This is a genomic window from Rhodococcus gordoniae (assembly GCF_001646655.1).
Classification (GTDB): Bacteria; Actinomycetota; Actinomycetes; order Mycobacteriales; family Mycobacteriaceae; genus Rhodococcus; species Rhodococcus gordoniae.
Genome location: NZ_LPZN01000002.1, coordinates 70,926 through 95,281, shown reverse-complemented (window position 1 = coordinate 95,281; position 24,356 = coordinate 70,926). Strand labels below are relative to the sequence as shown.

The 24,356-nt window shown below is 68.1% G+C and carries 25 protein-coding genes; 15 read left to right on the top strand and 10 right to left on the bottom strand.

Annotated features, from left to right (window positions below; all coding sequences use genetic code 11):
• Window positions 1–76 precede the first annotated feature (76 nt).
• On the bottom strand, window positions 77–832 hold the full coding sequence (locus tag A8G18_RS00985) for an IclR family transcriptional regulator (RefSeq protein WP_060652563.1): 756 nt from the start codon (window positions 830–832) through the stop codon (window positions 77–79).
• 116 nt (window positions 833–948) lie between these two features.
• Here A8G18_RS00985 and A8G18_RS00980 point away from each other — a divergent pair, with 116 nt between their 5' ends.
• Window positions 949–1,485 (top strand): DnaJ family domain-containing protein, encoded by a 537-nt coding sequence (locus A8G18_RS00980; protein WP_064062372.1) that lies wholly within the window; start codon window positions 949–951, stop codon window positions 1,483–1,485.
• Here the strand turns inward: A8G18_RS00980 and A8G18_RS00975 are convergent.
• Together A8G18_RS00975 and A8G18_RS00970 are read right to left on the bottom strand one after the other, a co-directional pair.
• Entirely contained in the window at window positions 1,472–2,125 is a 654-nt protein-coding gene (locus tag A8G18_RS00975; RefSeq protein ID WP_059384403.1) for a CoA transferase subunit B, read from the bottom strand. The genes A8G18_RS00980 and A8G18_RS00975 overlap by 14 nt on opposite strands.
• Window positions 2,126–2,128: 3 nt before the next feature.
• The gene (locus tag A8G18_RS00970; RefSeq protein WP_064062371.1) at window positions 2,129–2,890 is read right to left on the bottom strand and encodes a CoA transferase subunit A; all 762 of its coding nucleotides are present in this window, start codon (window positions 2,888–2,890) and stop codon (window positions 2,129–2,131) included.
• 202 nt (window positions 2,891–3,092) lie between these two features.
• On the opposite strand from A8G18_RS00970, the gene A8G18_RS00965 reads away from it, so the two are divergent.
• The gene (locus tag A8G18_RS00965) at window positions 3,093–3,866 is read left to right on the top strand and encodes an IclR family transcriptional regulator (protein ID WP_064062370.1); all 774 of its coding nucleotides are present in this window, start codon (window positions 3,093–3,095) and stop codon (window positions 3,864–3,866) included.
• A 7-nt stretch (window positions 3,867–3,873) separates the two neighbouring features.
• Here A8G18_RS00965 and A8G18_RS00960 read toward each other — a convergent pair whose 3' ends face one another.
• Genes A8G18_RS00960 through A8G18_RS00940 form a run of 5 tightly spaced genes read right to left on the bottom strand, consistent with a single transcriptional unit; the run spans window position 3,874 to window position 9,953 of the window.
• Window positions 3,874–4,695, bottom strand: coding sequence for an HpcH/HpaI aldolase/citrate lyase family protein (locus tag A8G18_RS00960; RefSeq protein ID WP_064062369.1), 822 nt, complete (start codon window positions 4,693–4,695; stop codon window positions 3,874–3,876).
• Window positions 4,692–5,186 (bottom strand): MaoC family dehydratase, encoded by a 495-nt coding sequence (locus A8G18_RS00955; RefSeq protein WP_064062368.1) that lies wholly within the window; start codon window positions 5,184–5,186, stop codon window positions 4,692–4,694. The genes A8G18_RS00960 and A8G18_RS00955 overlap by 4 nt, the downstream gene beginning before the upstream one ends.
• A complete protein-coding gene (locus A8G18_RS00950; protein ID WP_059384399.1) occupies window positions 5,183–6,346 on the bottom strand; it encodes an acyl-CoA dehydrogenase family protein in 1,164 nt (387 codons plus the stop codon). The genes A8G18_RS00955 and A8G18_RS00950 overlap by 4 nt, the downstream gene beginning before the upstream one ends.
• Window positions 6,346–8,349 (bottom strand): acetyl-CoA carboxylase biotin carboxylase subunit, encoded by a 2,004-nt coding sequence (locus tag A8G18_RS00945; protein WP_064062367.1) that lies wholly within the window; start codon window positions 8,347–8,349, stop codon window positions 6,346–6,348. The genes A8G18_RS00950 and A8G18_RS00945 overlap by 1 nt, the downstream gene beginning before the upstream one ends.
• An 8-nt stretch (window positions 8,350–8,357) precedes the next feature.
• On the bottom strand, window positions 8,358–9,953 hold the full coding sequence (locus A8G18_RS00940) for a carboxyl transferase domain-containing protein (protein WP_064062366.1): 1,596 nt from the start codon (window positions 9,951–9,953) through the stop codon (window positions 8,358–8,360).
• An 89-nt stretch (window positions 9,954–10,042) separates the two neighbouring features.
• Between A8G18_RS00940 and A8G18_RS00935 the strand changes: the two genes are divergently transcribed.
• The 4 genes from A8G18_RS00935 (at window position 10,043) to A8G18_RS00920 (ending at window position 13,906) form a co-directional block, all read left to right on the top strand.
• Window positions 10,043–10,720 (top strand): SACE_7040 family transcriptional regulator, encoded by a 678-nt coding sequence (locus tag A8G18_RS00935; RefSeq protein WP_064062365.1) that lies wholly within the window; start codon window positions 10,043–10,045, stop codon window positions 10,718–10,720.
• On the top strand, window positions 10,717–11,487 hold the full coding sequence (locus A8G18_RS00930) for a thioesterase family protein (RefSeq protein WP_064062364.1): 771 nt from the start codon (window positions 10,717–10,719) through the stop codon (window positions 11,485–11,487). The genes A8G18_RS00935 and A8G18_RS00930 overlap by 4 nt, the downstream gene beginning before the upstream one ends.
• A 318-nt stretch (window positions 11,488–11,805) precedes the next feature.
• Window positions 11,806–13,443 carry a sensor histidine kinase gene (locus A8G18_RS00925; RefSeq protein WP_064062363.1) on the top strand — a complete coding sequence of 546 codons (1,638 nt, stop codon included), beginning with the start codon at window positions 11,806–11,808 and terminating at the stop codon, window positions 13,441–13,443.
• Window positions 13,444–13,453: 10 nt separating this feature from the next.
• Window positions 13,454–13,906: a response regulator gene (locus A8G18_RS00920; RefSeq protein WP_026003108.1), complete on the top strand. Its 453-nt coding sequence runs from the start codon at window positions 13,454–13,456 to the stop codon at window positions 13,904–13,906.
• A 30-nt stretch (window positions 13,907–13,936) separates the two neighbouring features.
• Here the strand turns inward: A8G18_RS00920 and A8G18_RS00915 are convergent, their stop codons facing one another.
• Complete coding sequence (locus A8G18_RS00915) at window positions 13,937–14,182, bottom strand: DUF6480 family protein (RefSeq protein ID WP_064062362.1); 246 nt, start codon at window positions 14,180–14,182, stop codon at window positions 13,937–13,939.
• A 227-nt stretch (window positions 14,183–14,409) separates the two neighbouring features.
• On the opposite strand from A8G18_RS00915, the gene A8G18_RS00910 reads away from it, so the two are divergent.
• Window positions 14,410–15,591 carry a zinc-dependent alcohol dehydrogenase gene (locus A8G18_RS00910; protein WP_064062361.1) on the top strand — a complete coding sequence of 394 codons (1,182 nt, stop codon included), beginning with the start codon at window positions 14,410–14,412 and terminating at the stop codon, window positions 15,589–15,591.
• A gap of 56 nt (window positions 15,592–15,647) precedes the next feature.
• On the opposite strand, the gene A8G18_RS00905 is transcribed toward A8G18_RS00910, so the two are convergent.
• Entirely contained in the window at window positions 15,648–16,073 is a 426-nt protein-coding gene (locus tag A8G18_RS00905; protein ID WP_064062360.1) for an Hsp20/alpha crystallin family protein, read from the bottom strand.
• A 150-nt stretch (window positions 16,074–16,223) separates the two neighbouring features.
• Here A8G18_RS00905 and A8G18_RS00900 point away from each other — a divergent pair, with 150 nt between their 5' ends.
• The 8 genes from A8G18_RS00900 to A8G18_RS00865 all read left to right on the top strand — a co-directional run bounded on the left by A8G18_RS00900 (window position 16,224) and on the right by A8G18_RS00865 (window position 24,332).
• On the top strand, window positions 16,224–16,556 hold the full coding sequence (locus tag A8G18_RS00900; protein ID WP_064062359.1) for a MerR family transcriptional regulator: 333 nt from the start codon (window positions 16,224–16,226) through the stop codon (window positions 16,554–16,556).
• A 360-nt stretch (window positions 16,557–16,916) separates the two neighbouring features.
• Window positions 16,917–17,129: a hypothetical protein gene (locus A8G18_RS00895; protein ID WP_016931738.1), complete on the top strand. Its 213-nt coding sequence runs from the start codon at window positions 16,917–16,919 to the stop codon at window positions 17,127–17,129.
• A 111-nt stretch (window positions 17,130–17,240) separates the two neighbouring features.
• Complete coding sequence (locus A8G18_RS00890; RefSeq protein ID WP_064062358.1) at window positions 17,241–18,134, top strand: AAA family ATPase; 894 nt, start codon at window positions 17,241–17,243, stop codon at window positions 18,132–18,134.
• Entirely contained in the window at window positions 18,131–19,243 is a 1,113-nt protein-coding gene (locus tag A8G18_RS00885) for a vWA domain-containing protein (protein WP_064062357.1), read from the top strand. Before A8G18_RS00890 ends, A8G18_RS00885 begins: the two co-directional genes overlap by 4 nt.
• Complete coding sequence (locus A8G18_RS00880; RefSeq protein ID WP_016931735.1) at window positions 19,236–20,378, top strand: XdhC family protein; 1,143 nt, start codon at window positions 19,236–19,238, stop codon at window positions 20,376–20,378. The genes A8G18_RS00885 and A8G18_RS00880 overlap by 8 nt, the downstream gene beginning before the upstream one ends.
• Before the next feature lie 212 nt (window positions 20,379–20,590).
• Window positions 20,591–21,085 (top strand): (2Fe-2S)-binding protein, encoded by a 495-nt coding sequence (locus tag A8G18_RS00875; protein ID WP_064062356.1) that lies wholly within the window; start codon window positions 20,591–20,593, stop codon window positions 21,083–21,085.
• Complete coding sequence (locus tag A8G18_RS00870; RefSeq protein ID WP_064062355.1) at window positions 21,082–23,481, top strand: xanthine dehydrogenase family protein molybdopterin-binding subunit; 2,400 nt, start codon at window positions 21,082–21,084, stop codon at window positions 23,479–23,481. Before A8G18_RS00875 ends, A8G18_RS00870 begins: the two co-directional genes overlap by 4 nt.
• Complete coding sequence (locus A8G18_RS00865; RefSeq protein ID WP_064062354.1) at window positions 23,478–24,332, top strand: FAD binding domain-containing protein; 855 nt, start codon at window positions 23,478–23,480, stop codon at window positions 24,330–24,332. The genes A8G18_RS00870 and A8G18_RS00865 overlap by 4 nt, the downstream gene beginning before the upstream one ends.
• Window positions 24,333–24,356 lie beyond the last annotated feature (24 nt).

Sequence of the window (24,356 nt, the reverse complement as noted above, 5' to 3'; positions counted from 1 at the left end):
CGATGGATTACGACCATCGTGGCGGCGAGGTCCGCCCCCGTACAGGGGGTCGTTCCGGTGAGTGGAACGTGCGCGCTCAGAGGTTGCGGATGGCCTCGCGCCGGGCGTGGGTGGCGGCGATGCCCGCGGCGGCGGCCTTCACCGCGCCCTCGTGCTTCTCCGGACGGAACCGGGTGACGGGACCGGTGACGCTCACGGCCGCGATGGGGCGCTCGTCCGCATCGAGGATCGGAGCGGCCACGCAGGCGAGACCGACCGCGGACTCCTCGAATTCGAACGCCACCCCGCGCTCGAGCACGGTCGCGAGATTCGCCCCGAGCCGTCCGGGGGTCGTGATGGTGCGGGGAGTCTTGCGCGCCAACCCGGCCTCGACCACCTCGGCCAGCAGCTCCGGTGGAGAGAACGCGAGAAGCGCCTTGCCGATCCCGGTGCAGTACATGGGCATTCGACCACCGATCCGGGACGGCGTGGACGCGGGGCGATGTCCGCCGATCTTCGAGACGTAGACGACCTCGACACCTTCGGGGACACCGAGGTGCACGGTCTCGTGGGTGCGTTCGTAGAGGTCCTCCATGAACGGGATGGCGACCTCGACCAGTCCCCGCTCGAGGGAGGCGCGCAGACCCAGTTCGAAGAGCTGACCGCTCAGGCGGTAGCCCGCGGGGTCTTTGTCGAGCAGCCGGACGGCGACGAGATCGGTGACGACGCGGTGCAGCGTCCCCTTCGGCAGACCGGTGCGTCGGCCCAGTTCGGCGAGGGTGAGAACGTGGTCGTCGGCGGTGAACGCCCACAGCACGGTGACGACCTTGCCGAGCACCGTGTTGGTGTCCACCCCGTCGCCCGGCGGGCGGGCATGCACCGGCGACTCGCGCTGTCCTTCCACGTGGCTCAGGTTAGGACACCTCGCACCACACGCGGGACACGCGCCCGCGCTGGCATCCTGGATGTGTGACCGAGCGCAAGCGGTGGGATCTGACGTTCGAGACATGGATCGAACGTCAGATCCGCGTGGCGCAGGACCGGGGTGATTTCGACGATCTGCCCGGTTACGGCAAACCCATCCCCGATCACGGCGACGACGAGCTGTGGTGGGTGAAGAGTTATCTGGCGCGCGAGGGACTGTCGACGGAGGCGCTGCTGCCGCCCGAACTGCAGTTGCGGCGCGAGATCGAGCGGCTGCCCGACACGGTCGGCTCGGCGCCCAGCGAGAAGGTGGTGCGCGAGATCGTCTCCGATCTCAACCGGCGGATCGCCGACTGTCTGCGTTTCCCGAGCGGCCTGCCCGTACCGATCCACAAGGTCGACGCCGAGGAGATGGTGGAGGTGTGGAGGGTCGAGCGGGCACGTCGTCGCGAGGAGGCCCGCACGGCCCTGAACTCGACGCGACCCCGGCTCGAGACGGAGTCCGAGACCGGGGTCGCGCGGAGAAGGTGGATCTTCCGGTGGTTCCGCAGGCGGAACCGGCCGGTCGTCAGGGAAGGGTGAGCGGTGCTCCGGTCGCAGCGCGCACCTGCTCCTCGGTGACGCCCGGGGCGCACTCGGTCAGGACGAGGCCGTCGGCGGTCACATCGATCACCGCGAGGTTGGTGATGATGCGCTGCACCACGCCCTCACCGGTGAGCGGCAGCGAGCACTCCGAGACGATCTTCGGGTTGCCCTGCTTGTCGGTGTGCTCCATGAGCACGATGACCTTGCGGGCACCGTGGACGAGATCCATCGCCCCGCCCATGCCCTTGACCATCTTGCCGGGCACCATCCAGTTGGCCAGATCGCCGGTGGCCGAGACCTCCATGCCACCGAGCACCGCGGTGTCGATGTGGCCGCCGCGGATCATGCCGAAGCTCAGCGCCGAGTCGAAGAAGGCAGCGCCGGGGTTGACCGTCACGGTCTCCTTGCCGGCGTTGATCAGGTCGGGATCGACCGAATCCTCGGTGGGGTACGGCCCGGTGCCCAGGATGCCGTTCTCACTGTGCAGGGTCACGTGCACACCCTCGGGCAGGTAATTGGGGATCAGCGTCGGCAGGCCGATACCGAGGTTGACGTACTCCCCCGGCGAGAGTTCCTGCGCGGCACGCGCGGCCATCTGCGTGCGCGTCCACCCCTGTGTCTCGACAGCTGTGGTCATCTTCTACGCTCCCTTCGCGGCGCTGACGGTGCGCTTTTCGATCTGCTTGTCCTGGACACCGGTGTGCACGACCCGGTTCACGAAGATTCCCGGCAGGTGCACCTCGCCCGGATCGATCTCGCCCGGCTCGACGAGTTCTTCGACCTGGGCGATGCACACGCGACCGGCCATCGCGGCGAGCGGGTTGAAGTTCATCGCGGCCTTGTTGAACACCAGGTTGCCCTCGGTGTCGCCCTTGAGGGCGTGCACGAGCGAGAAGTCGGCGGTGATGGACTCCTCGAGCACGTACCGCTTGCCGCGGAACTCGCGGATCTCCTTCGCCGGTGACGCCACGGCGATCGAACCGTCGGCGTTGTACTTCCACGGCAGTCCGCCCTGCGAGATGGGCGTGCCGACACCGGCGGGGGTGAAGAAGGCGGGGATGCCCGCGCCGCCGGCGCGGAGCTTCTCGGCGAGAGTGCCCTGCGGAGTCAGCTCCACCTCGAGCTCACCCGAGAGGTACTGCCGGGCGAATTCCTTGTTCTCCCCGACGTACGATGCGGTGACCCGGCGGATGCGCTTGCTGCCCAGCAGGATTCCGAGTCCGTGGCCGTCGACGCCGCAGTTGTTGGAGAACACCTCGAGGTCGGTGGCCCCGGTGTCGGCGATGGCCTGGATCAGGATGTCGGGGATACCGCACAGTCCGAATCCGCCCACCGCGAGCGTCGCACCGTCACGGATGTCGGCGACGGCCTCCGCCGCCGTCTCGAACACTTTCGTTGCCAACTCTCACCTCTCGGGTTCCGGGGGAGCCGCCGGGGCCCCGCTGGACGGATCACGTCCACTGGATGAACGCGGTCACATTCTCGGCTTCTACTAAAGATCCTGCAGTTGGCGAACACAAGGTCCTGCCGGAATCTCTCTGAAATTGGTCGTTCATCGAACGGAGACGCTCTATGCGTTCATTGAGTGGACGTAGAATCGAGACATGTCGTCCGATGCACGGGGTCAACTGGTCACGCGGATCGCCGCCCTGCTGCGCACCGTCTCGTCGCACGAACCGGAAGGGGTGACGACCTCGGAGGTCGCCCGCACGACCGACCTCGCCCGGCCTACGGTGCACCGGCTGCTCAGCTCACTCGCCGACGAGGGGCTCGTCGACCGGGATCCGGCGTCGGGACGCTGGGCCCTCGGACCCGAGCTCTACCTGCTGGGATCGCTCGCCTCCGCGCGCTACGACATCACCGATCTCGCGGGTGACGTGCTGCGCGATCTGGCGCGCGCGACCGGCGAGAGCGTCTTCCTCTCCGCGCGGCGGGGCGACGAGACGGTCTGTCTGGCGATGGAGGAGGGCAGCTTCCCGCTGCGTTCGCACGTGCTCCACATCGGGATCCGGTTCCCGCTCGGGGTGGCGTCGGCGGGGCTGGCGATCCTCGCGCACATGCCCGATCAGGAGATCGAGGCGTATCTGTCGCGGGTGGATCTCACGGAGGACTGGGGGCCGGACCATGCGCGACCCGCACTGGAGAAGCGGATCGAGGCGACACGATTGGCCGGCTACGCCGTCAATCCGGCGCTGATCGTCGAGGGCAGTTGGGGAATGGGCGCCGCGGTGTTCGATCACCGCGGCGCCCCGACCTGGGCGTTGAGTCTTACCGGCGTGGAGAGCCGGTTCCGGCCCGATCGTGTGCCCGAACTCGGTGAGGCGCTGCTCGACAGCGCCCACCGTCTCACTCAGTTGTTGCGTCACCGTCCCCGGTGACGCGCGGTCATGCCGAGGCGGCAGCCGACGCGCGCTGCAGCACGCGCTCGGCGTGACGCAGCACCGGAGCGTCGACCATCTTCCCTTCGAAATCGAAGACGCCGCGCTCCGATTCGGCGGCCTCGAGGACGCGCCGCGCCCACGCCTCCTCCTCGGGGGTGGGCGCGTACGCCCGGCGGACGACGTCGACCTGGCTCGGATGGATCGACACCTTGATGTCGAATCCGACCGCCACGGCGTCGAGGGCCTCCTCGTGGAGACCGTCGGTGTCCTTGATATCCAGGTACACCGAGTCGAGCGCCCAGCGGGCGTGACCCTTCGCGGCGAGCAGGGTCACCGACCGGGCGTGCTGCGCCACCGCGCGGTACGTCCCGTCGGCGCGACGGCTCGCGTTGCCTCCGAGTCCGGCTACGAGATCCTCGGCACCCCACATCATTCCGAGGGTGTTCTCGGCGACGGCGATGTCCTCCACCGCGAGCACCCCGAGCGGCGACTCGATGAGCGCGACCACCTCGAGCGGTGCGAGCGAGCGCACCTCGTCGCCGCTCTCGCACTTGGGCAGCATGACCCGCGTGTACGACGTGCGGCGCAGCGCCTCGAGATCGGCCTCGTGGTCGGCCGTGCCCACCGGGTTGACCCGCACCACGGTGCGTTCGGGGTCGAGCGGCGTGGCGATCAGCGCCTCACGGGCCGCCTGCTTGTCGGCCGGTGCGACGGCATCCTCGAGGTCGAGGATCACCACGTCGGAACGCTCGGTGGCCTTGGCGTAGCGCTCCGGACGATCGGCGGGACAGAAAAGCCATGCGGGGCCGGGGAGTTCCCAGGTCATGTCGAGGGCCTCTTCTGGACGAGGGTCTTGCGCACGGCGACGGCGACGACATCGCCGTGCTGGTTGCGACCGGTGTGTTCGAGGGTGACGATGCCCTCCCCCGGCCGGCTCTTCGACTCGCGCTTGTCGACGATCTTCGTCTCGGCGTAGAGCGTGTCGCCGTGGAAGAGCGGCTTGGGGAAGGAGATCTCGGAGAACCCGAGGTTCGCGACGATCGTGCCCTGCGTGAGCTGGGCGACCGACAGTCCCACGATCGTCGAGAGCGTGAACATCGAATTGACCAGACGCTCACCGAAACTGGTCTCGGCAGCGTAGGCGGCGTCGAGGTGCAGCGCCTGCGTGTTCATCGTCTGCGTCGTGAACAGCGTGTTGTCGGCCTCGGTGATCGTCCGGCCGGGGCGGTGCTCGTAGATCGCGCCGAGTTCGAATTCCTCGAACCACAGGCCGCGCTGGACGATCCGCTTCTCCACGGTGGTGTCGGTCTCGCTCACAGTCCCAGCTCCCGTCCGATGAGCATGAGCTGCACCTCGGTGGTGCCCTCACCGATCTCCAGGATCTTGCTGTCGCGGTAGTGGCGCGCCACGGCGTACTCGTTCATGAAGCCGTAGCCGCCGTGGATCTGCGTCGCGTCGCGCGCGTTGTCCATCGCGGCCTCGGACGCGACGAGCTTGGCGACCGCGGCCTGCTTCTTGAACGGCTTGCCGGCGAGCATCGCGGCGGCGGCGTCGTAGTAGGCGGTGCGTGCGGCGTGCGCACGTGCCTCCATGCGGGCGATCTTGAAGGCGATGGCCTGGTTGTTGCCGATCGGGCTGCCGAAGGCCTCGCGCTCCTTGGCGTACTTCACCGATTCGTCGACGCAACCCTGCGCGGCTCCGGTCGACAGCGCGGCGATCGCGATGCGGCCCTCGTCGAGGATGCGCAGGAAGTTGGCGTAGCCGCGGCCCCGCTCGCCGAGGAGGTTCTCCTCGGGCACCCGCACGTCGGCGAAGGTGAGCGGATGCGTGTCGGAGGCATTCCAGCCGACCTTGTTGTAGGCGGGTTCGGCGGTGAAGCCCGGCGTGGAGGTCGGCACGAGGATCGTGGAGATCTCCTTCTTGCCGTTCTCCCGCACACCGGTGACGGCGGTGACGGTCACGAGCGAGGTGATGTCGGTGCCGGAGTTGGTGATGAACTGCTTGTTGCCGTTGATGATCCACTCGCCGTTCTCGAGCTTGGCGGTGGTCTTCGTGCCTCCGGCGTCGCTGCCCGCACCCGGCTCGGTGAGACCGAAGGCAGCGAGGTTGCGACCGCTCGCGAGCTGCGGCAGCCACTCCTCCTTCTGCTTCTCGTTGCCGAATCGGTAGATCGGCATCGCACCGAGCGAGACACCGGCCTCGAGGGTGATGGCGACGGACTGGTCGACCTTGCCGAGTTCCTCGAGCGCGAGGCACAGCGCGAAGTAGTCGCCGCCCATGCCGCCGTACTCCTCGGGGAACGGCAGACCGAACAGGCCCATCTCGGCCATGCCCTGCACGACCTCGTAGGGGAACGAGTGCTCGGCGTCGTGCTTGGCGGCGACCGGCGCGACCACCGTGCGGGCGAAGTCGGCGACCGTCTTGCGCAGCTGCTCGTACTCGTCGGGAAGTTGACCCGTAGCAAGGTATTCCGTCATCACTGTGCCTCTTCCGTGTCGGCGTGCGGGGTGACTCGCACGAGAAGTTGATCGACCTTGACCTGCTCACCGGCGGCCGCGAACAGTTCGACGGTGCCGTCGATGGGGGCGGTGAGCGAATGTTCCATCTTCATGGCCTCGACGACGACGAGCGTCTGCCCGGCCGTGACGGTGTCGCCGGAGGCGACGGACACCGCGATGACGGCGCCGGGCATCGGGCTGGTGATGTCGGCGTCGCCGGCGTGCGCGTCGTCGCCACGCACCGATGCCTCGCGCACCTCGCGGACGGCGACGCTGCCGTGGCCGTCGGAAAGCCAGACCGCACCGTCGGATTCGCCGACGCGGTAGCTGTGACGCCGGCCGTCGAGCACGACCGCCAGATCGGAACCGTGCAGCACGGCGCTGAACCGGTAGGTCTCGCCGTCCTCGACCTCGGCGACACCGGCCGCCGGGCTTCCGGTCAGGCGCACGTGTGCGGTGCGGTCGCCGGAGGTGAGCCGCGACGTGACGGGCCGGTGGGCACCGACGCGCCATCCGTCGGGCACTGCCCACGGATCGGTGGTGTCGCCCGCCCAGCGGTCGAGCCACCGCAGGATCGCCGCGGCGACGAGCGTGGAATCGGCGGTCGTGGGGGCGGTGTAGTCGCCGACCCGGCGGTCGAGGAGTCCGGTGTCGAGCGCACCGGCCACGACGTCGTCGTCGGCGAGCAGGAACCGCACGAAGTCGACGTTGGTGACGACGCCGAGCACGGCGGTCTGTGCGAGCGCCCGGTCGAGGCGTCGCAGCGCGCCGGCGCGGTCGTCGGCGTGGGCGATGACCTTGGCGAGCATCGGGTCGTAGTCGCTGCCGACCACGGTGCCGGCACGGATACCGGAGTCGACGCGCACACCGGGGCCGGTGGGTTCGACGACGTCAGCGATCTCACCACCGGTCGGGAGGAAGCCGCGGGCCGGATCCTCGGCGTAGACGCGGGCCTCGATCGCGTGGCCGGTGAGGGTGATGTCGTCCTGGGTGAAGCCGAGCGGCTCGCCCGCGGCGATGCGCACCTGCCACTCGACGAGATCGAGGCCGGTGACCATCTCGGTGACCGGATGCTCGACCTGCAGTCGGGTGTTCATCTCCATGAAGAAGAACTCGTCCGGCTTGTCGGCGGAGACGATGAACTCGACGGTGCCGGCGCCGGTGTAGTCGACGCTGCGCGCGGTGTTGCACGCGGCCTCACCGATGCGGGCGCGGGTGGCCTCGTCGAGCAGCGGCGAGGGCGCTTCCTCGATGACCTTCTGGTGCCGTCGCTGGAGGCTACACTCGCGCTCGCCGAGGTGGACGACGTTGCCGTGCGCGTCGGCGAGGACCTGGACCTCGATGTGCCGGGGGCGCTGGACGAACCGCTCGAGGAAGAGGGTGTCGTCACCGAATGCCGATGCCGCTTCGCGACGGGCGGATTCGAGCGCGGCGGGCAGATCCTTCGGGTCCTCGACGAGGCGCATGCCCTTGCCGCCACCACCGGCGGACGGCTTGACGAGCACGGGGTAGCCGACTTCCTCGGCGCCCGCGATCAGTTCGTCGTCGCTCAGTCCGGGCCGGGAGATTCCGGGCACGACGGGAACGCCGAACTCCGACACCGCGGCCTTGGCGGTGATCTTGTCGCCCATGGTCTCGATCGCGTGGGCGGACGGACCGAGAAAGGCGATACCGGCGGTGGCGCATGCGGCGGCGAAAGCCGAGTTCTCCGAGAGGAATCCGTAGCCGGGATGGATGCCCTGCGCGCCGGTGGCGAGCGCCGCGTCGATGACCTTGTCGATCACCAGGTAGCTCTCGCGCGCCGCCGCGGGTCCGAGCAGCACCGCGGTGTCGGCCTCCTGCACGTGCCGGGCGTCGCGGTCGGCCTCGCTGAACACGGCGACCGAGCGGATGCCCATCGCCTTCAGGGTGCGGATGACGCGCACCGCGATCTCGCCGCGGTTGGCGACCAACACCGTGTCGATCCGAGTCGTATCAGTCATGGGTGCACTCACATCCGGAAGACGCCGTAGGAGACCGGCTCGAGCGGGGCGTTGGCGCACACCGACAGTGCCAGTCCGAGGACTTTTCTGGTGTCTGCGGGATCGATGATGCCGTCGTCCCACAGGCGCGCGGTCGAGTAGTAGGGATTGCCCTGTTCCTCGTACTGGGCGCGGATCGGAGCCTTGAACTCCTCCTCCTGCTCGGCCGTCCAGGGCTTGCCCGAGGCGTCGAGCTGGTCGGAGCGCACCGTGGCCAGCACCGAGGCGGCCTGCTCGCCGCCCATGACGGAGATGCGGGCGTTCGGCCACATCCACAGGAAGCGAGGCGAATACGCGCGACCGCACATCGAGTAGTTGCCCGCACCGTACGAGCCACCGATGACGACGGTCAGCTTCGGCACCCGCGCGCACGCGACCGCGGTGACCATCTTCGCGCCGTGCTTGGCGATGCCACCGGCCTCGTAGTCGCGGCCGACCATGAAGCCGGAGATGTTCTGCAGGAACACCAGCGGGATCGACCGCTTGTCGCACAGTTCGATGAAATGCGCGCCCTTGACGGCGGATTCGCCGAAGAGCACCCCGTTGTTCGCGACGATGCCGACCGGGTGGCCGTGGATACGCGCGAAGCCGGTGACGAGGGTCTTGCCGTACTCGGCCTTGAACTCGTGGAAGGAGGAGCCGTCGACCACGCGGGTGATGACCTCGTGCACATCGTAGGGGATGCGCGGATCGGTGGGCACCACGTCGTACAGCTCGGCGGGGTCGGCCTCGGGCTCGGTGGTGGGTTCGACGTCCCACGGGCGCGGAGTGCGCGGACCGAAGGTGGAGACGATGTCGCGCACGATGCGCAGCGCGTCGCGGTCGTCCTCGGCCAGGTGGTCGGTGACGCCCGAGACCTTCGAGTGCAGGTCGCCGCCGCCGAGTTCCTCCGCGGTGACGACCTCACCGGTCGCGGCCTTCACCAGCGGCGGGCCGCCGAGGAAGATGGTGCCCTGGTTGCGGACGATGACGGCCTCGTCGCTCATCGCGGGGACGTAGGCACCGCCGGCGGTGCACGAGCCCAGGACCGCGGCGATCTGCGGAATTCCCTTGGCGCTCATGGTGGCCTGGTTGTAGAAGATGCGGCCGAAGTGCTCGCGGTCGGGGAAGACCTCGTCCTGCCGCGGCAGGAAGGCGCCACCCGAGTCGACGAGGTACAGGCACGGCAGGTTGTTCTGCAGTGCGACTTCCTGTGCCCGCAGGTGCTTCTTGACCGTGATCGGGTAGTAGGTGCCGCCCTTGACGGTGGCGTCGTTGGCGACGATCACGCACTCACGGCCGGCGACGCGGCCGATTCCGGCGATCATGCCGGCGCCGGGGCACTCGTCGTCGTACATGCCGCTCGCCGCGAGGGGTGACAGCTCGAGGAACGGACTGCCGGTGTCGAGCAGTTCGTCCACGCGGTCGCGGGGAAGCAGTTTGCCCCGTGCGACGTGCCGCTCCCGTGATTTCTCACTACCACCCCGCGCCGCGGCAGCGAGCTTGTCCCGGAGCTCTCCGACCAGCTGTTCGTGCTGGTCGCGGCTGGTTGTCGAGGCCGTCTCAGCGGTCGTCACGAACACCATCCTCGGTAGATCGAATAATCGTCATTAACTGAAATCCAGGTTAGTTATGATTAACCGAGTTGTCCAGACCACACCGAGCGGAGATTTTCATGACCCAGTCCGCGATCGACGTCTCGACCGCCTCGGGACGCCCGACGCGGCGTAGCCTCGCCAAGGCGGAACGCCGACGCGACCTCCTGCGTGCCGCAGCGCACCTGATCGCCGAACGCGGATTCCCCGGGGTCCGCCTCGAGGATCTCGGTGCCGCCGTGGGTATCAGCGGACCCGCCGTGTACCGGCACTTCCCCAACAAGGACGCCCTGCTCGTCGAGATCCTCGTCGAGATCAGCCGCCGCCTGCTCGCAGGTGGCACGCAGGTCGCCGAGACGAATCCCGAACCGCGCGGCGCCCTCGAGGGCCTGGTCGACTTCCATCTCGACTTCGCCTTGGGCGAGCCCGACCTCATCCGCGTGCAGGACCGCGAGTTCGCGTCCCTCCCCGACGAGGCACAGCGGGAGGTGCGGGTGACCCAGCGTCGTTACGTCGAGATCTGGGTCGGCGTACTGCGCCGCATCGACCCGGTACTGCCCGAATCCGATGCACGCACGATGGCGCACGCGACCTTCGGGCTCATCAACTCCACACCGCACAGCGCCGACCCGCGCTCCCCGGAGAGCACTCGCGCGGTGTTGCGACGCATGGCCCTGTCGGCCCTCACCGCGACCCCCTCGGCATTCCCGGCAGACACAGCATCCCCGGCCGACACGGCCCGAACGGAGACCGCATGAGCTATTTCGAACGACTCGGTCCGACATCCTTCCGCGCCACCGAGCACGTCGGCGGGGCGTGGAACGAAGCCGAACAGCACATCGCTCCCGCCCTCGGTCTGATCGCCCACGTCATCGAATGCGACCGCGACACCCGACGCGACGACGGACTGGTGATCGGGCGCCTGTCGTACGACATCCTCGGCACCGTGCCGGTCGGTTCCGTCGTCACGACCGTCGAGGTCCTGCGTCCCGGTCGCACCATCGAACTCGTCGAGGCCACCCTGGCCCACGACGGGCGCGCGATCGTGCGCGCCCGGGCGTGGCTGATGCAGACCCGGACCACCGCGGAGATCGCCGGCACCGTTCTGCAGTCGATCCCGTCGCCCGAGGACAGCGAACCCTGGGATCCGACGACCCTGTGGCCGGGAGGATTCATCGACTCCGTCGAGGTGCGTCGCACCTCGTCCGGTCCCGGACGGGCCTCCTTCTGGGTGCGCACGCCGCTCGCGCTCGTGGACGGCGAGAAGGTCAGCGGTCTCGCCGCCACGGCCGGTCTGTTCGACATCGCCAACGGCATGGCGGTGCGCGCCGACCCGAGTAAGGTCGCCTTCCCCAATCTCGATCTCACCGCGCACCTGTTCACCGAACCGCGCGGGGAATGGGTCGGTTTCGACACGTCGGTCTCGTTCGGTGCCGACGGCATCGGTCTGACGAGCACGGTGCTGCACGACACCACCGGCCCGATCGGCACGATGTCCCAGATCCTCACGGTGCGACCGATCTGATCGATCGCACCGAGTTCGGCTCCCGAGGGCGCGGCCGAGGACGCGAGCTGCCGGTACCCGAGCGACCCTGGAGCCGTTCCGGCGCCCGGGAGTTTTCCGAGCCCATGGCTGGCTCCGGAGGCGCCGCACCGGTGGGTTACAGTTCGCTCCTGGGTTCAGCAGGCAGCCCGTCCAAACGTGTGTTCGCAGACCGAAAGGTCCGGTCCGCACCGCCGTCGGGATTCCTCGCCTTCGGCGTGAATCGGGCACGGACCGGGAAGCTGGGGTGGATGTGATCGGTATCGTGCGTTCCGCCGAGGTCGGAGCGACGGTGCAGCGATGAGGGATCCTTCGGTTCCCGAACCGCGTATCGAGCGGTTCTCGTCGCGGCTGGTCGTGCAGAGCTGGTTCCAGGTCGCGTTCGCGGTCCTCGCGGTCTTCGCCGTCCTCGGCTCGATCGTGGGCGGAATCTTCATCCAGCGCACCGTGCAGATCACCGACGAGGTGACCGGGCGGATCCAGCCCGCGATGACGGAGGCCTACCGGCTGCAGAGCTCACTGCTCGATCAGCAGACCGCAGTCCGCGGGTATGCGCTCACGACCGACCCGATCTTCCTCGGGCCGTATCGCGCCGGCCGGGCCGATCAGCAGGTCGCCCTCGATCGCCTCCGTGAACTCCTCGCCGACCATCCCGAGCTCCTCGCCGACATCGACTCCATCGACGCCACCGCCCGGCAGTGGCAGACGCAATATGCAGAGCCGATCATCGCCACAGTCGTGCCCGGGCAGCCGCGCCCCGTCGATGCGAACCTGGCCGAGGAGGACCGGCTGACCTTCGGTGAGATCCGGTCGATGTTCGTCCAGGAGAACAGCGCGCTCTCCCGTGTGCTCGAAGAGAACCTCGACGATCTCGTGCAGTCCCGGACGATCCGCAACTCGGTCCTGATCGCCATGGTGATCACGTTCATCCTCACCGGCCTCGCGATGGTGGCCCTCGTCCACAATCTCGTCGCCGTGCCGCTCAGCAAACTCCGCAACGCCAGTCGCCGGGTCGCGCTCGAGGAGAACTTCTACCAGCACATCTATCCGCAGGGACCGAAGGACATCCGGGCACTGGCCCTCGACGTCGAGACGATGCGCGGTCGTATCGCCGATGCGCTGTCGGATTCCCGCAAGCAACAGACCCTGTTGGCCAGACAAGCGGAGGATCTCGACGCCCAGGCCGAGGAACTACGACGTTCCAACGCCGAACTCGAGCAGTTCGCCTATGTCGCATCGCACGACCTGCAGGAGCCACTCCGGAAGGTCGCGTCCTTCTGCCAGCTCCTCGAGAAGCGCTACGGGGACGTCCTCGACGATCGTGGCCGGCAGTACGTCGAATACGCCGTGGACGGTGCGAAGCGCATGCAGGTCCTGATCAGCGATCTGCTCGCTTTCTCGCGGGTCGGGCGCGTGCACGATGCCTACGTCCGGGTGGACCTCGGGCGACCGCTCGACAAGGCGTTGTTCAATCTCTCGGCGTCGATCGAGGAGTCGCAGGCTCGGATCGAACGACCCGACTCACTGCCCGAACTGACGGGCGACCCGACACTGCTGACGATGTTGTGGCAGAACCTGCTCGGCAATGCGATCAAGTTCCGGCATCCCGATCGCACCCCCGTCATCCGGATCGAGTGCGAGAAGGTCGAGGACGAGTCGAGCTCGCAGTGGCAGTTCTGCGTAATCGACAACGGCCTCGGGATCGACAGCGAATACGCGGAGAAGGTGTTCGTGATCTTCCAGCGCCTCCATCCCCGCGAGGACTATCAGGGCACCGGTATCGGATTGGCATTGTGCAAGAAAATCGTCGAGTATCACGCGGGAAGAATCTGGATCGACACCGAGTACAGCGATACTCACCCCGAGGGCACTCGAATCTGCTTCACCCTCGGAACCGCACCACTACCCGGCGAGCAGAAGCACGGGACCACCGCATGAGGAGCATTACGTGACCTATCCCGCTGCCCGTCCGGTGGACGTCCTGCTGGTCGAGGACGATCCGGGCGACGAGCTCATGACCCGCGAAGCATTCGAGGACAACAAGATCGGCAATGCCCTCCACGTCGTCCACGATGGGGAGGAAGCCCTCGACTTCCTGTACCGACGGGGTGCCCACGAGAACGCTCCGCGCCCGGACCTGATCCTGCTCGACCTCAACCTGCCGAAATACGACGGCCGGCAGGTCCTGACGAAGATCAAGTCCGATCCCGAACTGTCCGACATCCCCATCGTGGTACTCACGACCTCCTCGGCCGAGGAGGACATCCTGCGCAGCTACAAGCTGCACGCCAACGCATACGTCACCAAGCCGGTCGATCTCGACCAGTTCATCGGTGCCGTGAAGCAGATCGACGAGTTCTTCGTGCAGGTCGTGCGGTTACCGCGCCGCGGACGTCCCTGAGATCGTCCCGGGCGCTCGCCGAGCGAACCGTCAGGCGAGGATGCCGAAGATCGCGGCCACGAAGATGATCACGATCACCGCGACGGCGAGAAGCGTGAGCCACCCGCTGATGGGGAATCGCTTTCTCGTGTCCGGTTCCGGAGCGGACAGCCCGGACGTCGTCCCCGAGTCCGGGGGCGTCGATCCGGGTGCCACGCCGCCACCGGGCTCGAGATCCGGGGTGCGCGAAGGTTCGGGATCCTGGCTTCCGTGGTGTTCGGGGTCCGAAGTGGTCACCTGACCTCCTCCTGTGCGGCTGCGCTCCCGCAAGAGCGGCCACAGACATGTGTCGCGGTGATTCGGTTCTGTGGCGACATACCTCTCCTCCGGCACGCGCAAACATGTGCGGCGTGGCAGGGACCCACTCGCGGGCAGCGTTTGCCCGCGCCGAGCGCGGGTAGGCATCGGGAGACACATGCCGGGCACGGCCCGACATTCCTTCACCCGAGGAGGCGAGGAGCGACATGAAGGCAGTGACATGGCAGGGCCGCCGCAACGTCAGCGTCGACACGGTGCCCGACCCGACGATCCAGGAGGCCGGTGACGCCGTCATCCGCGTCACCACCACGAACATCTGCGGCTCCGACCTGCACCTGTACGAGGTGTTGGGAGCCTTCATGACTCCCGGCGACATCCTCGGCCATGAGCCGATGGGCATCGTCGAGGAGGTGGGTTCCGGAGTCACGAAGCTGAAGCCCGGCGATCGGGTGGTGATCCCCTTCCAGGTGTGCTGCGGTCAGTGCTTCATGTGTTCCCACGGACTGCACTCGCAGTGCGAGACCACGCAGGTCCGGGAGGAGGGTACGGGTGCCGCCCTGTTCGGCTACTCGAAGCTCTACGGCAGCGTGCCGGGCGGGCAGGCCGAGTACCTGCGGGTACCTCACGCCGATGCCACCCACATCAAGGTCCCCGAAGGTCCGGCGGACGATCGCTTCGTCTACCTCTCCGACGTGCTGCCCACCGCATGGCAGGCCGTCGAATACGCGGAGATCCCCGACGGGGGCAGCGTGACGGTGCTCGGCCTCGGCCCCATCGGGGAGATGGCCGCCCGCATCGCCGCACACAAGGGCGCCCGGGTGATCGGGGTGGATCTCGTTCCCGAACGGCTCGCCCGGGCGGCGTCTCGCGGCATCGAGGTCGTCGATCTCCGTGAGGTCGACGACAACCCGGGCGACATGATCCGCGACATGACGAACGGGCGCGGCACCGATTCGGTGATCGACGCGGTGGGCATGGAAGCGCACGGCTCCCCCGTTGCGAAGCTCGCCCAGAGCGTTGCGGGCCTCCTGCCGTCGGCGATCGCCGAGCCGTTCATGGAGAAGGCCGGCCTCGATCGTCTCCACGCGCTGTACACCGCGATCGACGTCGTGCGACGTGGTGGCGCGATCTCGCTGAGCGGCGTGTACGGCGGGGCGGCGGACCCGATGCCGATGCTCACCCTGTTCGACAAGCAGATCCGTCTCCGTATGGGGCAGGCGAACGTGTTGAACTGGGTTCCGGAGATCCTGCCGCTGCTGACCGACGAGGATCCGCTGGGGGTCGACGACTTCGCCACCCACCGCCTCCCGCTCGACGACGCACCGCGCGCGTACGAGATCTTCCAGAAGAAGCAGGACGGCGCAATCAAGATCGGCCTCAAACCGTAAGCGGAGCAACAGGAACCGGGCCCGGGATGATCCCGGGCCCGGTTCGTCGCAGTGACTCAGTTCTCGATCGCGGTCTGTCCGTTGCCTTCCGCGTCGATCACGGAGATCTTGCGCGGCTTCGCCTTCTCCGCGACCGGAATCGTCACGCGCAGAACACCACCCCGATATTGTGCTTCGATTCGATCGGTGTCCAGGGTGTCGCCGAGGAACAACCGACGGGTGAAGACGCCTCGCGGCCTCTCGGTCGAGATGAACTCCTTGTCCCGGTCGACTTCCGGGCGTTCGGCGCGAACGGTGAGCACGTTGCGCTCGACATCGAGTTCGATCGACCCGGCGTCGACGCCGGGGAGATCGAACTCCGCGACGAAACGGTCGCCCTCCCGCCATGCGTCGAGCGGCATCACCGCGGGACGGGCCATGGTGCCGAGCACCTGCTGCGCGAGACGATCGACGTCGCGGAACGGGTCGGTGCGCATCAACATCGGTCTGTCACCTCCGACTGTCCGGCCGTTCGTGACGGCCACACTCCGTCAATTATCTGTGCCAGTTGACACAGATTTATTATGGCGCTGCTGATACACTTCGGTCAAGGCTTTGGTCAGCTGCGGCCCCACGGCCCACCGGAGGAGACGATGACGCACGATCCTTTTCTGCGCGCCCAGCGCGGGGTCTACGGGATCTCCGTGGCCGCCGAACTCTCGGGACTCGACCCACAGACCCTGCGCCTGTACGAACGCCGGGGCCTGCTCAATCCTGCCCGTACAGCGGGTGGAACGCGTCGCTACAGCGAGAACGATCTCGAGACCGTGCAACGGATCGTCGAGCTCGTGGCATCGGGTGTCAATATCGCCGGCGTCGCCCGGATCCTCGAACTCGAAGCAAGCAATGCGGCGCTGCAGGCGGACAACACACGTCTGCGTTCCGCACTCGACGGCGGCCCACCTCCCCTACCGGGAGGGTCGTAGGTCTTCGGTCTCCGCGCGACGAACAGCGGAGATACCGGAAAACGGACCCGGAACGCGCAAAGGAGGCTAGCATCGAAGAACGCCTCACAGGTGCGTAGGTGTGTGTCCGACGAACGGACGCGCCGATAGCAATAAGGGGTGACCTCAGTGCGTAATGCACATTCCGATTCACCGAGCGCCGAAAACGGACGTGAAGACACCGCGTCCCGGTCGCATTCCATCGCAGACGACACGATTCGCTGGCCTGATCCCAGCCCACTCGACGCATGGTGGGCCCGTGTCATGGGAAAGTCCGTTCCCTGACCGGACCGACACCCCCGCAGGCAGTTCCGACCGATTCGACCACACCGAGGTGGACACATGATGCCGCGCCGCGACCCGCTTGCCGGTGACCGGTGGGTCTTCCGTTGCGATCATTGCGATCACTGCTACCGCACTGCCGCACGGAGTCGACTGCAGGCCGAACTCCACGCCCAGGTGAACGGCTGGGCCACCGGGCCGACCACGCTGTGCCCCGGATGCGCCACCCTGTTCGTCGACGGGGCAACACAGCTCGCGCACACCGACGGCTGAACCGGCCGCCCGATCGTCCCGACGGCTGAGCCGTCCGATCGTCCCGACGGCTGAGCCGTTCGATCGTGGCAGTCGCCGGTCCGGAGGCGGGTGAGCATCTAGGCTCGCCTCATGGCCGGCGACGCGACACGCATCGATTCACCCGAGAAGCTCTCGGCTGCGCTCGACACGACGGGTTATCTCGCCGACGACGGACTGGCGACCGTCGTCTTCCTCGCGATGCGCATGGGCCGCCCGCTCTTCTGCGAAGGCGAACCCGGCACCGGGAAGACCTCGCTCGCAGCGGCACTCGCCCGGGCCCTGGGCCTTCCGATGATCCGTCTGCAGTGCCACGAGGGCATCGACGCCTCGCAGGCCCTCTACGACTGGGATTTTCCCCGGCAGCTGCTCCACCTACGGTCGCTCGAGGCGGCGAGCGACGGTGCGCTCGACGCGGACACCGCCGAACGTTCCCTGTACACGGAGCGCTATCTCCTCGTCCGCCCGTTGCTGCGAGCACTCACCGAATCACCGTGCGTGCTGCTCGTCGACGAGATCGACCGTGCCGACGACGAGTTCGAGGCATTTCTGCTCCAGTTGCTCGACGAGAACGCCGTGACGATCCCCGAACTCGGTGAGGTCCGTGCCGAGGTCCCACCTCTGGTGGTGCTCACCTCCAACCGGACCCGCGAGGTGCACGATGCACTCAAACGCCGCTGTCTGTACCACTGGGTGGAGCATCCCGATCTCGAACGCGAGGTCGCGATCCTGCAGCGGCGGCTACCGGGACTGGGGCGCCCGCTCGCCGAGCAGATCGCCCGCGCGGTGCAGTTGCTCCGCGGACAGGAACTTCTCAAACCGCCCGGTATCGCCGAATCCCTCGACTGGGCACGCGCACTGCTCGCCCTCGATCGCGACGCCCTCGACGCGGCGACGGCCGCGGCGACACTCGGCGCGGTCCTGAAGTACCGCGAGGACATCGACCGTGTCACCCGAACCGGTCTCGACCTGTCGAGGGCGGGGTGACGACCGCCGCCGGCCCGGTCGTCGGCCTCGCAGGTTTCGGCCGCGCCCTCGCCGCCGCCGGTCTGCCCGTCGCTCTCGACGCGACCGCCACCTATCTCGACGCCCTGGGACACGTCGACGTCGGGGATCCCGTCCAGGTCTATTGGGCGGGTCGCGCCACGCTGTGCCGCACACCGGACGATACGGCCCGCTACGACGCGGCCTTCGTCCACTGGTTCGGCGACACCGTCCCGACCGGTTCGCGGACCCACGGGCAGCGCACCCGCACCGCGCGGATCGCCGCGTTGTCCCGAGGCGAGGGCGCCGACGGCGACTCCGGGGACGAGGCACCACGACTGCAGGTCGCGGCGGACGACACCGATGTCCTCCGTCATCGCGACGTGGCCGAACTGACGACCGCCGAACGCGCTCATCTCGCCGAACTGCTCGCGCGGTTGCAGCCCCGTCCGCCGACACGTCGGGCACTGCGTTCGAAGCCTTCCCGGCGCGGACCGGTGGATCCGCGGCACACCCTGCGCGACATGCTGGCGAGCGGAGGCGAACCCGTCCGGCCACGGCACCGTGCGCGGGCGACCCGAACGCGCCGGGTGGTGTTGCTCATCGACGTGTCCGGGTCGATGAGTCCCTACGCCGACGCGCTGCTGCGGTTGGCGCACGTCGTCACACGTGCCGCCCCGTCGTCCACCGAGGTGTTCTCCCTCGGCACGCGGCTGACCCGCCTGTCGCGGGCGCTGAGAGCCCGCGACCCGGACGTCGCGCTCGCCGGGACCGCACGAGCGGTACCCGACTGGGCCGGCGGGACACGCCTCGGCGACACTCTCCACGCCTTCCTGGACCGTTGGGGGCGTAGGGGTTTCGCGCGGGGTGCGGTGGTCGTGATCTTCTCCGACGGCTGGGAACGCGGCGACGCCTCACTGCTCGGGGAGCAGATGGCGCAGCTGCACCGCCTCGCGCACCGCGTGCTGTGGGTGAACCCGCACGCCGGCGGCGAGGGCTACGAACCGATCCAGTCGGGTATCTCCGCGGCGCTGCCGCACATCGATCGTCTGCTCGCGGGACACAGCCTCGCGACACTGGAAGAACTTCTCGAGGAGGTTCGGCGTGCGTGAAATTCTGGACGAACTCGACCGGCGATACCGGGCCGGGGAGACCGTCGCGGTGGGCACCGTGGTCTCCACCTTCCGGTCGGCACCGCGGGGCCCGGGTGCATCGATGCTGGTCGCCCAGGACGGGACCGTCACCGGCAGTGTCTCGGGCGGATGCGTCGAGGGCGATGTCTACGAACTCGGCCGATCGATCATCGCGAGCGGGCAGCCGGTGCTGCAGCGCTACGGGGTCTCCGACGACGACGCGTTCTCCGTCGGCCTCACGTGCGGCGGCATCATCGACGTCTTCGTCGAACGGATCGATGCGGACTCCTTTCCCGCCTTCACCGACCTGCTCGGCTCCGTCCGGGCGGGCGAGCCCGTCGCTCTCGCGACCGTCACCGCCCATCCCGACCCGGCGGTGCGGGGGCGGCGGATGGTCGTGTGGCGCGACCGCGCGGACGGGCAGCTCGCCTCGTCACGCATGCACGACGCCGTCGTCGACGACGCGCGCGGCCTGCTCGAGGCCGGACGTTCGGGCACCCTGCACTACGGCACGGACGGTGAACGTCGTGGTGAGGGAATGTCGGTGTTCGTCAACGTTTTCCAGCCCCCGCCCCGGTTGATCGTGTTCGGGGCGATCGACTTCGCGTCGGCGATGGCCCGGCTCGGTTCGTTCCTGGGTTACACGGTGACCGTGTGCGACGCGCGCGGGGTGTTCGCCACCGAAGCCCGCTTCCCCGGTGCCCACGAGGTGATCGTGGACTGGCCGCACCGTTATCTCGCGGCCGAGGCCGAAGCGGGTCGCGTGGATGCCCGCACCGTCATCACGGTTCTCACCCACGATCCGAAGTTCGACGTGCCGCTCCTCGAGGTCGCGCTGCGGCTCGACGTGGCGTACGTCGGCGCGATGGGTTCGCGCCGCACCCACGACGACCGCATGGAGCGCCTGCGGGAGACGGACCTGACCGAGGAGGAACTGGGACGCCTGTCGTCGCCGATCGGTCTGGACCTCGGTGCCCGCACCCCCGAGGAGACCGCCGTGTCCATCGCCGCCGAGATCATCGCGCTGCGATGGGGCGGGGGCGGCGGCCGGCTCGCGGAGACACGCGGACCGATCCACATCCACGAGGAGCACATCGGCGTTCGGAAGTCCTGAGCGCCCTCGTCGATCGCGAAGCTCTGGGCGGTGACGGAGCCGGACTCCTCCAGGCTTGTCCTCGAGGCGGCGGTCATGCAGTTCCTCGGGGCAGGTTCCGCCTCCGATCGGCGCGAAGGCGATTTCGGCGATTCGGGTCCTTCCTGTGCGCGATATGCAGCAGAGTGTCAGTGATCTGTATCACTGCGTCACGTGAGGTACTTGGAGGACCCATGCGCATCACTGTCACCGTAGACGGAACGCAGTACACGGACGACGTGGAACCGCGACTGCTTCTCGTCCACTACCTCAGAGATCGACTCGGGAAGGTGGGCACGGTGGTCGGTTGCGACACGAGCAACTGCGGTGCCTGCACCGTGTTGTTCGACGACCGCAGCGTCAAGTCGTGCTCGGTGCTCGCGGTGCAGACCGACGGGCACTCCGTCACCACCGTCGAAGGGCTCGCCGAGGACGGCAACCTGCATCCGGTCCAGGAAGCGTTCCGCGAGAAGCACGCACTGCAATGCGGCTTCTGTACGCCCGGGATGATCATGGCGACCATCGACCTGCTCTCCGAGAACTCCGATCCGAACGACGAGGACGTACGGCACGGTCTCGAAGGAAATCTGTGCCGCTGCACCGGATACCAGAACATCGTGGCCGCCGCGCGTGACGCCGCGCAGCGGCTGCGCGAGAACCCGGCAGCTACCGAGGAGGCCGCACGATGACGAGCACCGTGGATCCGACCACCGACGAGGGCGCCGGCGACTCCGAACTCGGCCGGGCGCGCCGCCGCAAGGAGGACGAGCACCTCATCACCGGCCGCACGCGCTGGACCGACAACATCGTGCTCCCCGGGATGCTGCACGCCGCGATCCTGCGCAGCCCGGTCGCGCACGCCCGCATCACCGCCCTCGACGTCTCCGAGGCTCGCGGCAAGCCGGGGGTCGTCGCCGTCTACACGGGCGCCGACCTCGCCGAGGAGCAGGGCAGCCTGCCGTGCGCGTGGCCGATCACCGAGGACATGAAGACCCCGAACGCCCCCGCCCTCGCCGTCGACACCGTGCGCTTCGCGGGTGAGGCCGTCGCAGTCGTGGTGGCCCGCAGCGCATACGAGGCCCACGACGCCCTCGATGCCATCGACGTCGACTACGAGGACCTGCCCGTGGTCCTCGACCTCGAGACCGCGGCACGAGACGACGACCTCGTCCATCCCGATCTCGGCACCAACGTCAGCGCGACGTGGGTGTTCGACTCGGCCGAGGCCGGCAGCGGCGGCGACGTCGAGGACGCGATCCGCGATGCGGAGGTCGTCGTCGAACGAACCTTCCGGCAGCAGCGGCTCATCCCGGCCTTCATGGAACCGCGTTCGGTCGTCGTCGATCCCACCGCCTCACAGATCACCATGTGGTCGGCCACTCAGGTGCCGCACATCCTGAGATTGATGCTCGCGATGACACTCGGCCTCCCCGAGCACAAACTGCGCGTGATCGCCCCCGACGTCGGCGGTGGTTTCGGTGGCAAGCTGCAGGTCACGCCGGAGGAAGTGCTCACCCTCCTCATCGCGCGTCGCCTGCACAAGCCCGTCAAGTACACCGAGACGCGCAGCGAGTCGATGCTCGCCGCGCATCACGGACGCGACCAGGTCCAGAAGCTCACCCTCGCCGCCCGCCGCGACGGCACCGTCACGGGCCTGAAGGTGGAACTGCTCGCCGACATGGGCGCCTATCTGCGGCTGGTGACGCCGGGTGTACCGATCCTCGGCGCGTTCATGTTCACCGGCATCTACAAGTTCGGCTCCTATCGCTTCGCGTGCACCAACGTGTTCACCGACAAGGTGCCCACCGACGCCTACCGCGGCGCCGGCCGTCCCGAGGCCACCTTCGCGATCGAACGCATCATGGACGAGCTCGCCGTCGAATTGTCCATGGACCCCCTCGAGCTCCGTGAGAAGAACTGGATCAAGCACGAGGAGTTCCCGTTCGATACGGTCGCGGGTCTGACCTACGACTCGGGCAACTACGAGGCCGCGACCGCCAAGGCGCGAGAGTTGTTCGACTACGACGCATTACGACGTGAGCAGGCCGAACGGCGCGAACGCGACGACCCGGTCCAGCTCGGTCTCGGTGTCTCCACGTTCACGGAGATGTGCGGCCTGGCCCCGTCGCGGGTGCTCGGTTCGCTCTCCTACGGTGCCGGCGGGTGGGAGCACGCCGCGATCCGTATGCTGCCGACCGGCAAGGTCGAGGTCGTCACCGGTGCGTCCGCGCACGGCCAGGGCCACGAGACGGCGTGGAGTCAGATCGTCGCCGACCGGCTCGGAATCCCGTTCGACGACATCGAGATCCTGCACGGCGACACGCAGAGCTCACCGCGTGGTCTCGACACCTACGGCTCCCGGTCGCTCGCGGTGGGCGGCATCGCGGTCGTCAAGGCCGCCGAGAAGGTGGTGGCCAAGGCCCGGCCGATCGCCGCGCATCTGCTCGAATGCTCCGAGGACGACCTGGATTTCGAGGCCGGGCAGTTCCGCGTCAAGGGAACGTCGAAGTCCGTCGGGCTCACCGACGTCGCGCTCGCGGTGTTCGCCGCGCACGACCTGCCGGACGGCGTCGAACCGAATCTCGACTCCGAGGCGACCTACGACCCCGACAACTTCTCGTTCCCGCACGGCACCCATCTGTGCGCGATCGAGGTCGACACCGAGACGGGACACGCGCGCATTCGCAAGTACGTGTGTGTGGACGATGTCGGCCACGTCGTGAACCCGCTCATCGTCGAAGGTCAGGTGCACGGCGGACTCGCCCAGGGCATCGCCCAGGCCCTCTACGAGGAGGCGGTGCACGACGAGTCCGGTACCTTGCTGAGTTCGTCGTTCGCCGAATATCTGTTGCCCACGGCGGTGGATCTGCCGCCCTTCGTCACCGATCGTACCGATACCCCCGCACCGGGTAATCCGTTGGGTGTCAAGGGAGTCGGCGAGGCGGGCACCATCGCTTCCACGCCGGCGGTCGTCAATGCCGTACTCGACGCGGTACGGCCGTTCGGCGTCACCGACGTCGAGATGCCCTGTACACCGATGCGGATATGGCATGCTCTCCGCGACGCCCGAGGAGGCACGAAATGATTCCGGCCCCGTTCGACTACGTCGCTCCGTCCAACGTCGACGAAGCAGTCGCCGCGCTGGCGGAGGCCGGTGAGGATGCGAAGGTCATCGCCGGTGGGCAGAGCCTGATGCCCGTCCTGCGCCTGCGGATGGCGGCACCGACGGTGCTCGTCGACCTCGGCAGGATCCCCGAACTGCGCGGCATCCGCGACGACGGCGACGCGCTGGTGATCGGCGCGACCACCACTCACCACGACGTGTTGCACGACCAGCTCGTCGCGGAGCACGCACGGCTGCTGGCCGAGGCGACGGCAACCGTCGCCGACCCCCAGATCCGGCATCGCGGCACGTTCGGCGGGTCGCTCGTGCACGCCGATCCGGCCGGGGACCTCGCCGCACCCGCCGTGGCGCTCGAGGCGACCTTCACCGTGGCCGGACCGTCCGGTCGTCGTACCATCGCGACGGACGACTTCTTCCAGGACTACTTCACGACCGCCGTCGAACCCGGGGAGATCCTCGTCGAGGTCCGGATTCCCAAGCACACGGGCTGGTCGGCGCGCTACGAGAAGTTCCATCGCGCAGCTCAGCAGTGGTCCATCGTCGGCGTCGCGGCGACCCTCGAAGCGTCGGGCGGCACCATCGAGCGGGCCAGGATCGCCCTCACGAACATGGCGGCCGTCCCGGTCCGGGCACGCAGCGTCGAGGAATCGCTGGTCGGCAAGCCTGCGACGGCCGAGACGATCCACGCCGCCGCCGAGCGCGCCACCGAGGGCACGGCTCCCATGACCGACGGAAATGCCGACGCCGAGTATCGGAGCCACCTCGCCCGGGTACTCACCCGACGAGCGATCACCACTGCCTCCGGGGTCTAGGCGTTCCGCAGAACGTCCTGCTCC

Bases quoted from the DNA above. Each gene is read 5' to 3' on its own strand.
- A8G18_RS00975 (WP_059384403.1), bottom strand. From the start codon at position 2,125: ATGACCACAGCTGTCGAGACACAGGGGTGGACGCGCACGCAGATGGCC.
- A8G18_RS00905 (WP_064062360.1), bottom strand. From the start codon at position 16,073: ATGTTGATGCGCACCGACCCGTTCCGCGACGTCGATCGTCTCGCGCAG.
- A8G18_RS00945 (WP_064062367.1), bottom strand. From the start codon at position 8,349: ATGACTGATACGACTCGGATCGACACGGTGTTGGTCGCCAACCGCGGC.
- A8G18_RS00960 (WP_064062369.1), bottom strand. From the start codon at position 4,695: ATGACCTGGGAACTCCCCGGCCCCGCATGGCTTTTCTGTCCCGCCGAT.
- A8G18_RS00890 (WP_064062358.1), top strand. From the start codon at position 17,241: ATGGCCGGCGACGCGACACGCATCGATTCACCCGAGAAGCTCTCGGCT.
- A8G18_RS00910 (WP_064062361.1), top strand. From the start codon at position 14,410: ATGAAGGCAGTGACATGGCAGGGCCGCCGCAACGTCAGCGTCGACACG.
- A8G18_RS00895 (WP_016931738.1), top strand. From the start codon at position 16,917: ATGATGCCGCGCCGCGACCCGCTTGCCGGTGACCGGTGGGTCTTCCGT.
- A8G18_RS00940 (WP_064062366.1), bottom strand. From the start codon at position 9,953: ATGGTGTTCGTGACGACCGCTGAGACGGCCTCGACAACCAGCCGCGAC.
- A8G18_RS00875 (WP_064062356.1), top strand. From the start codon at position 20,591: ATGCGCATCACTGTCACCGTAGACGGAACGCAGTACACGGACGACGTG.
- A8G18_RS00935 (WP_064062365.1), top strand. From the start codon at position 10,043: ATGACCCAGTCCGCGATCGACGTCTCGACCGCCTCGGGACGCCCGACG.
- A8G18_RS00900 (WP_064062359.1), top strand. From the start codon at position 16,224: ATGACGCACGATCCTTTTCTGCGCGCCCAGCGCGGGGTCTACGGGATC.
- A8G18_RS00925 (WP_064062363.1), top strand. From the start codon at position 11,806: ATGAGGGATCCTTCGGTTCCCGAACCGCGTATCGAGCGGTTCTCGTCG.
- A8G18_RS00930 (WP_064062364.1), top strand. From the start codon at position 10,717: ATGAGCTATTTCGAACGACTCGGTCCGACATCCTTCCGCGCCACCGAG.
- A8G18_RS00965 (WP_064062370.1), top strand. From the start codon at position 3,093: ATGTCGTCCGATGCACGGGGTCAACTGGTCACGCGGATCGCCGCCCTG.
- A8G18_RS00870 (WP_064062355.1), top strand. From the start codon at position 21,082: ATGACGAGCACCGTGGATCCGACCACCGACGAGGGCGCCGGCGACTCC.
- A8G18_RS00865 (WP_064062354.1), top strand. From the start codon at position 23,478: ATGATTCCGGCCCCGTTCGACTACGTCGCTCCGTCCAACGTCGACGAA.
- A8G18_RS00950 (WP_059384399.1), bottom strand. From the start codon at position 6,346: ATGACGGAATACCTTGCTACGGGTCAACTTCCCGACGAGTACGAGCAG.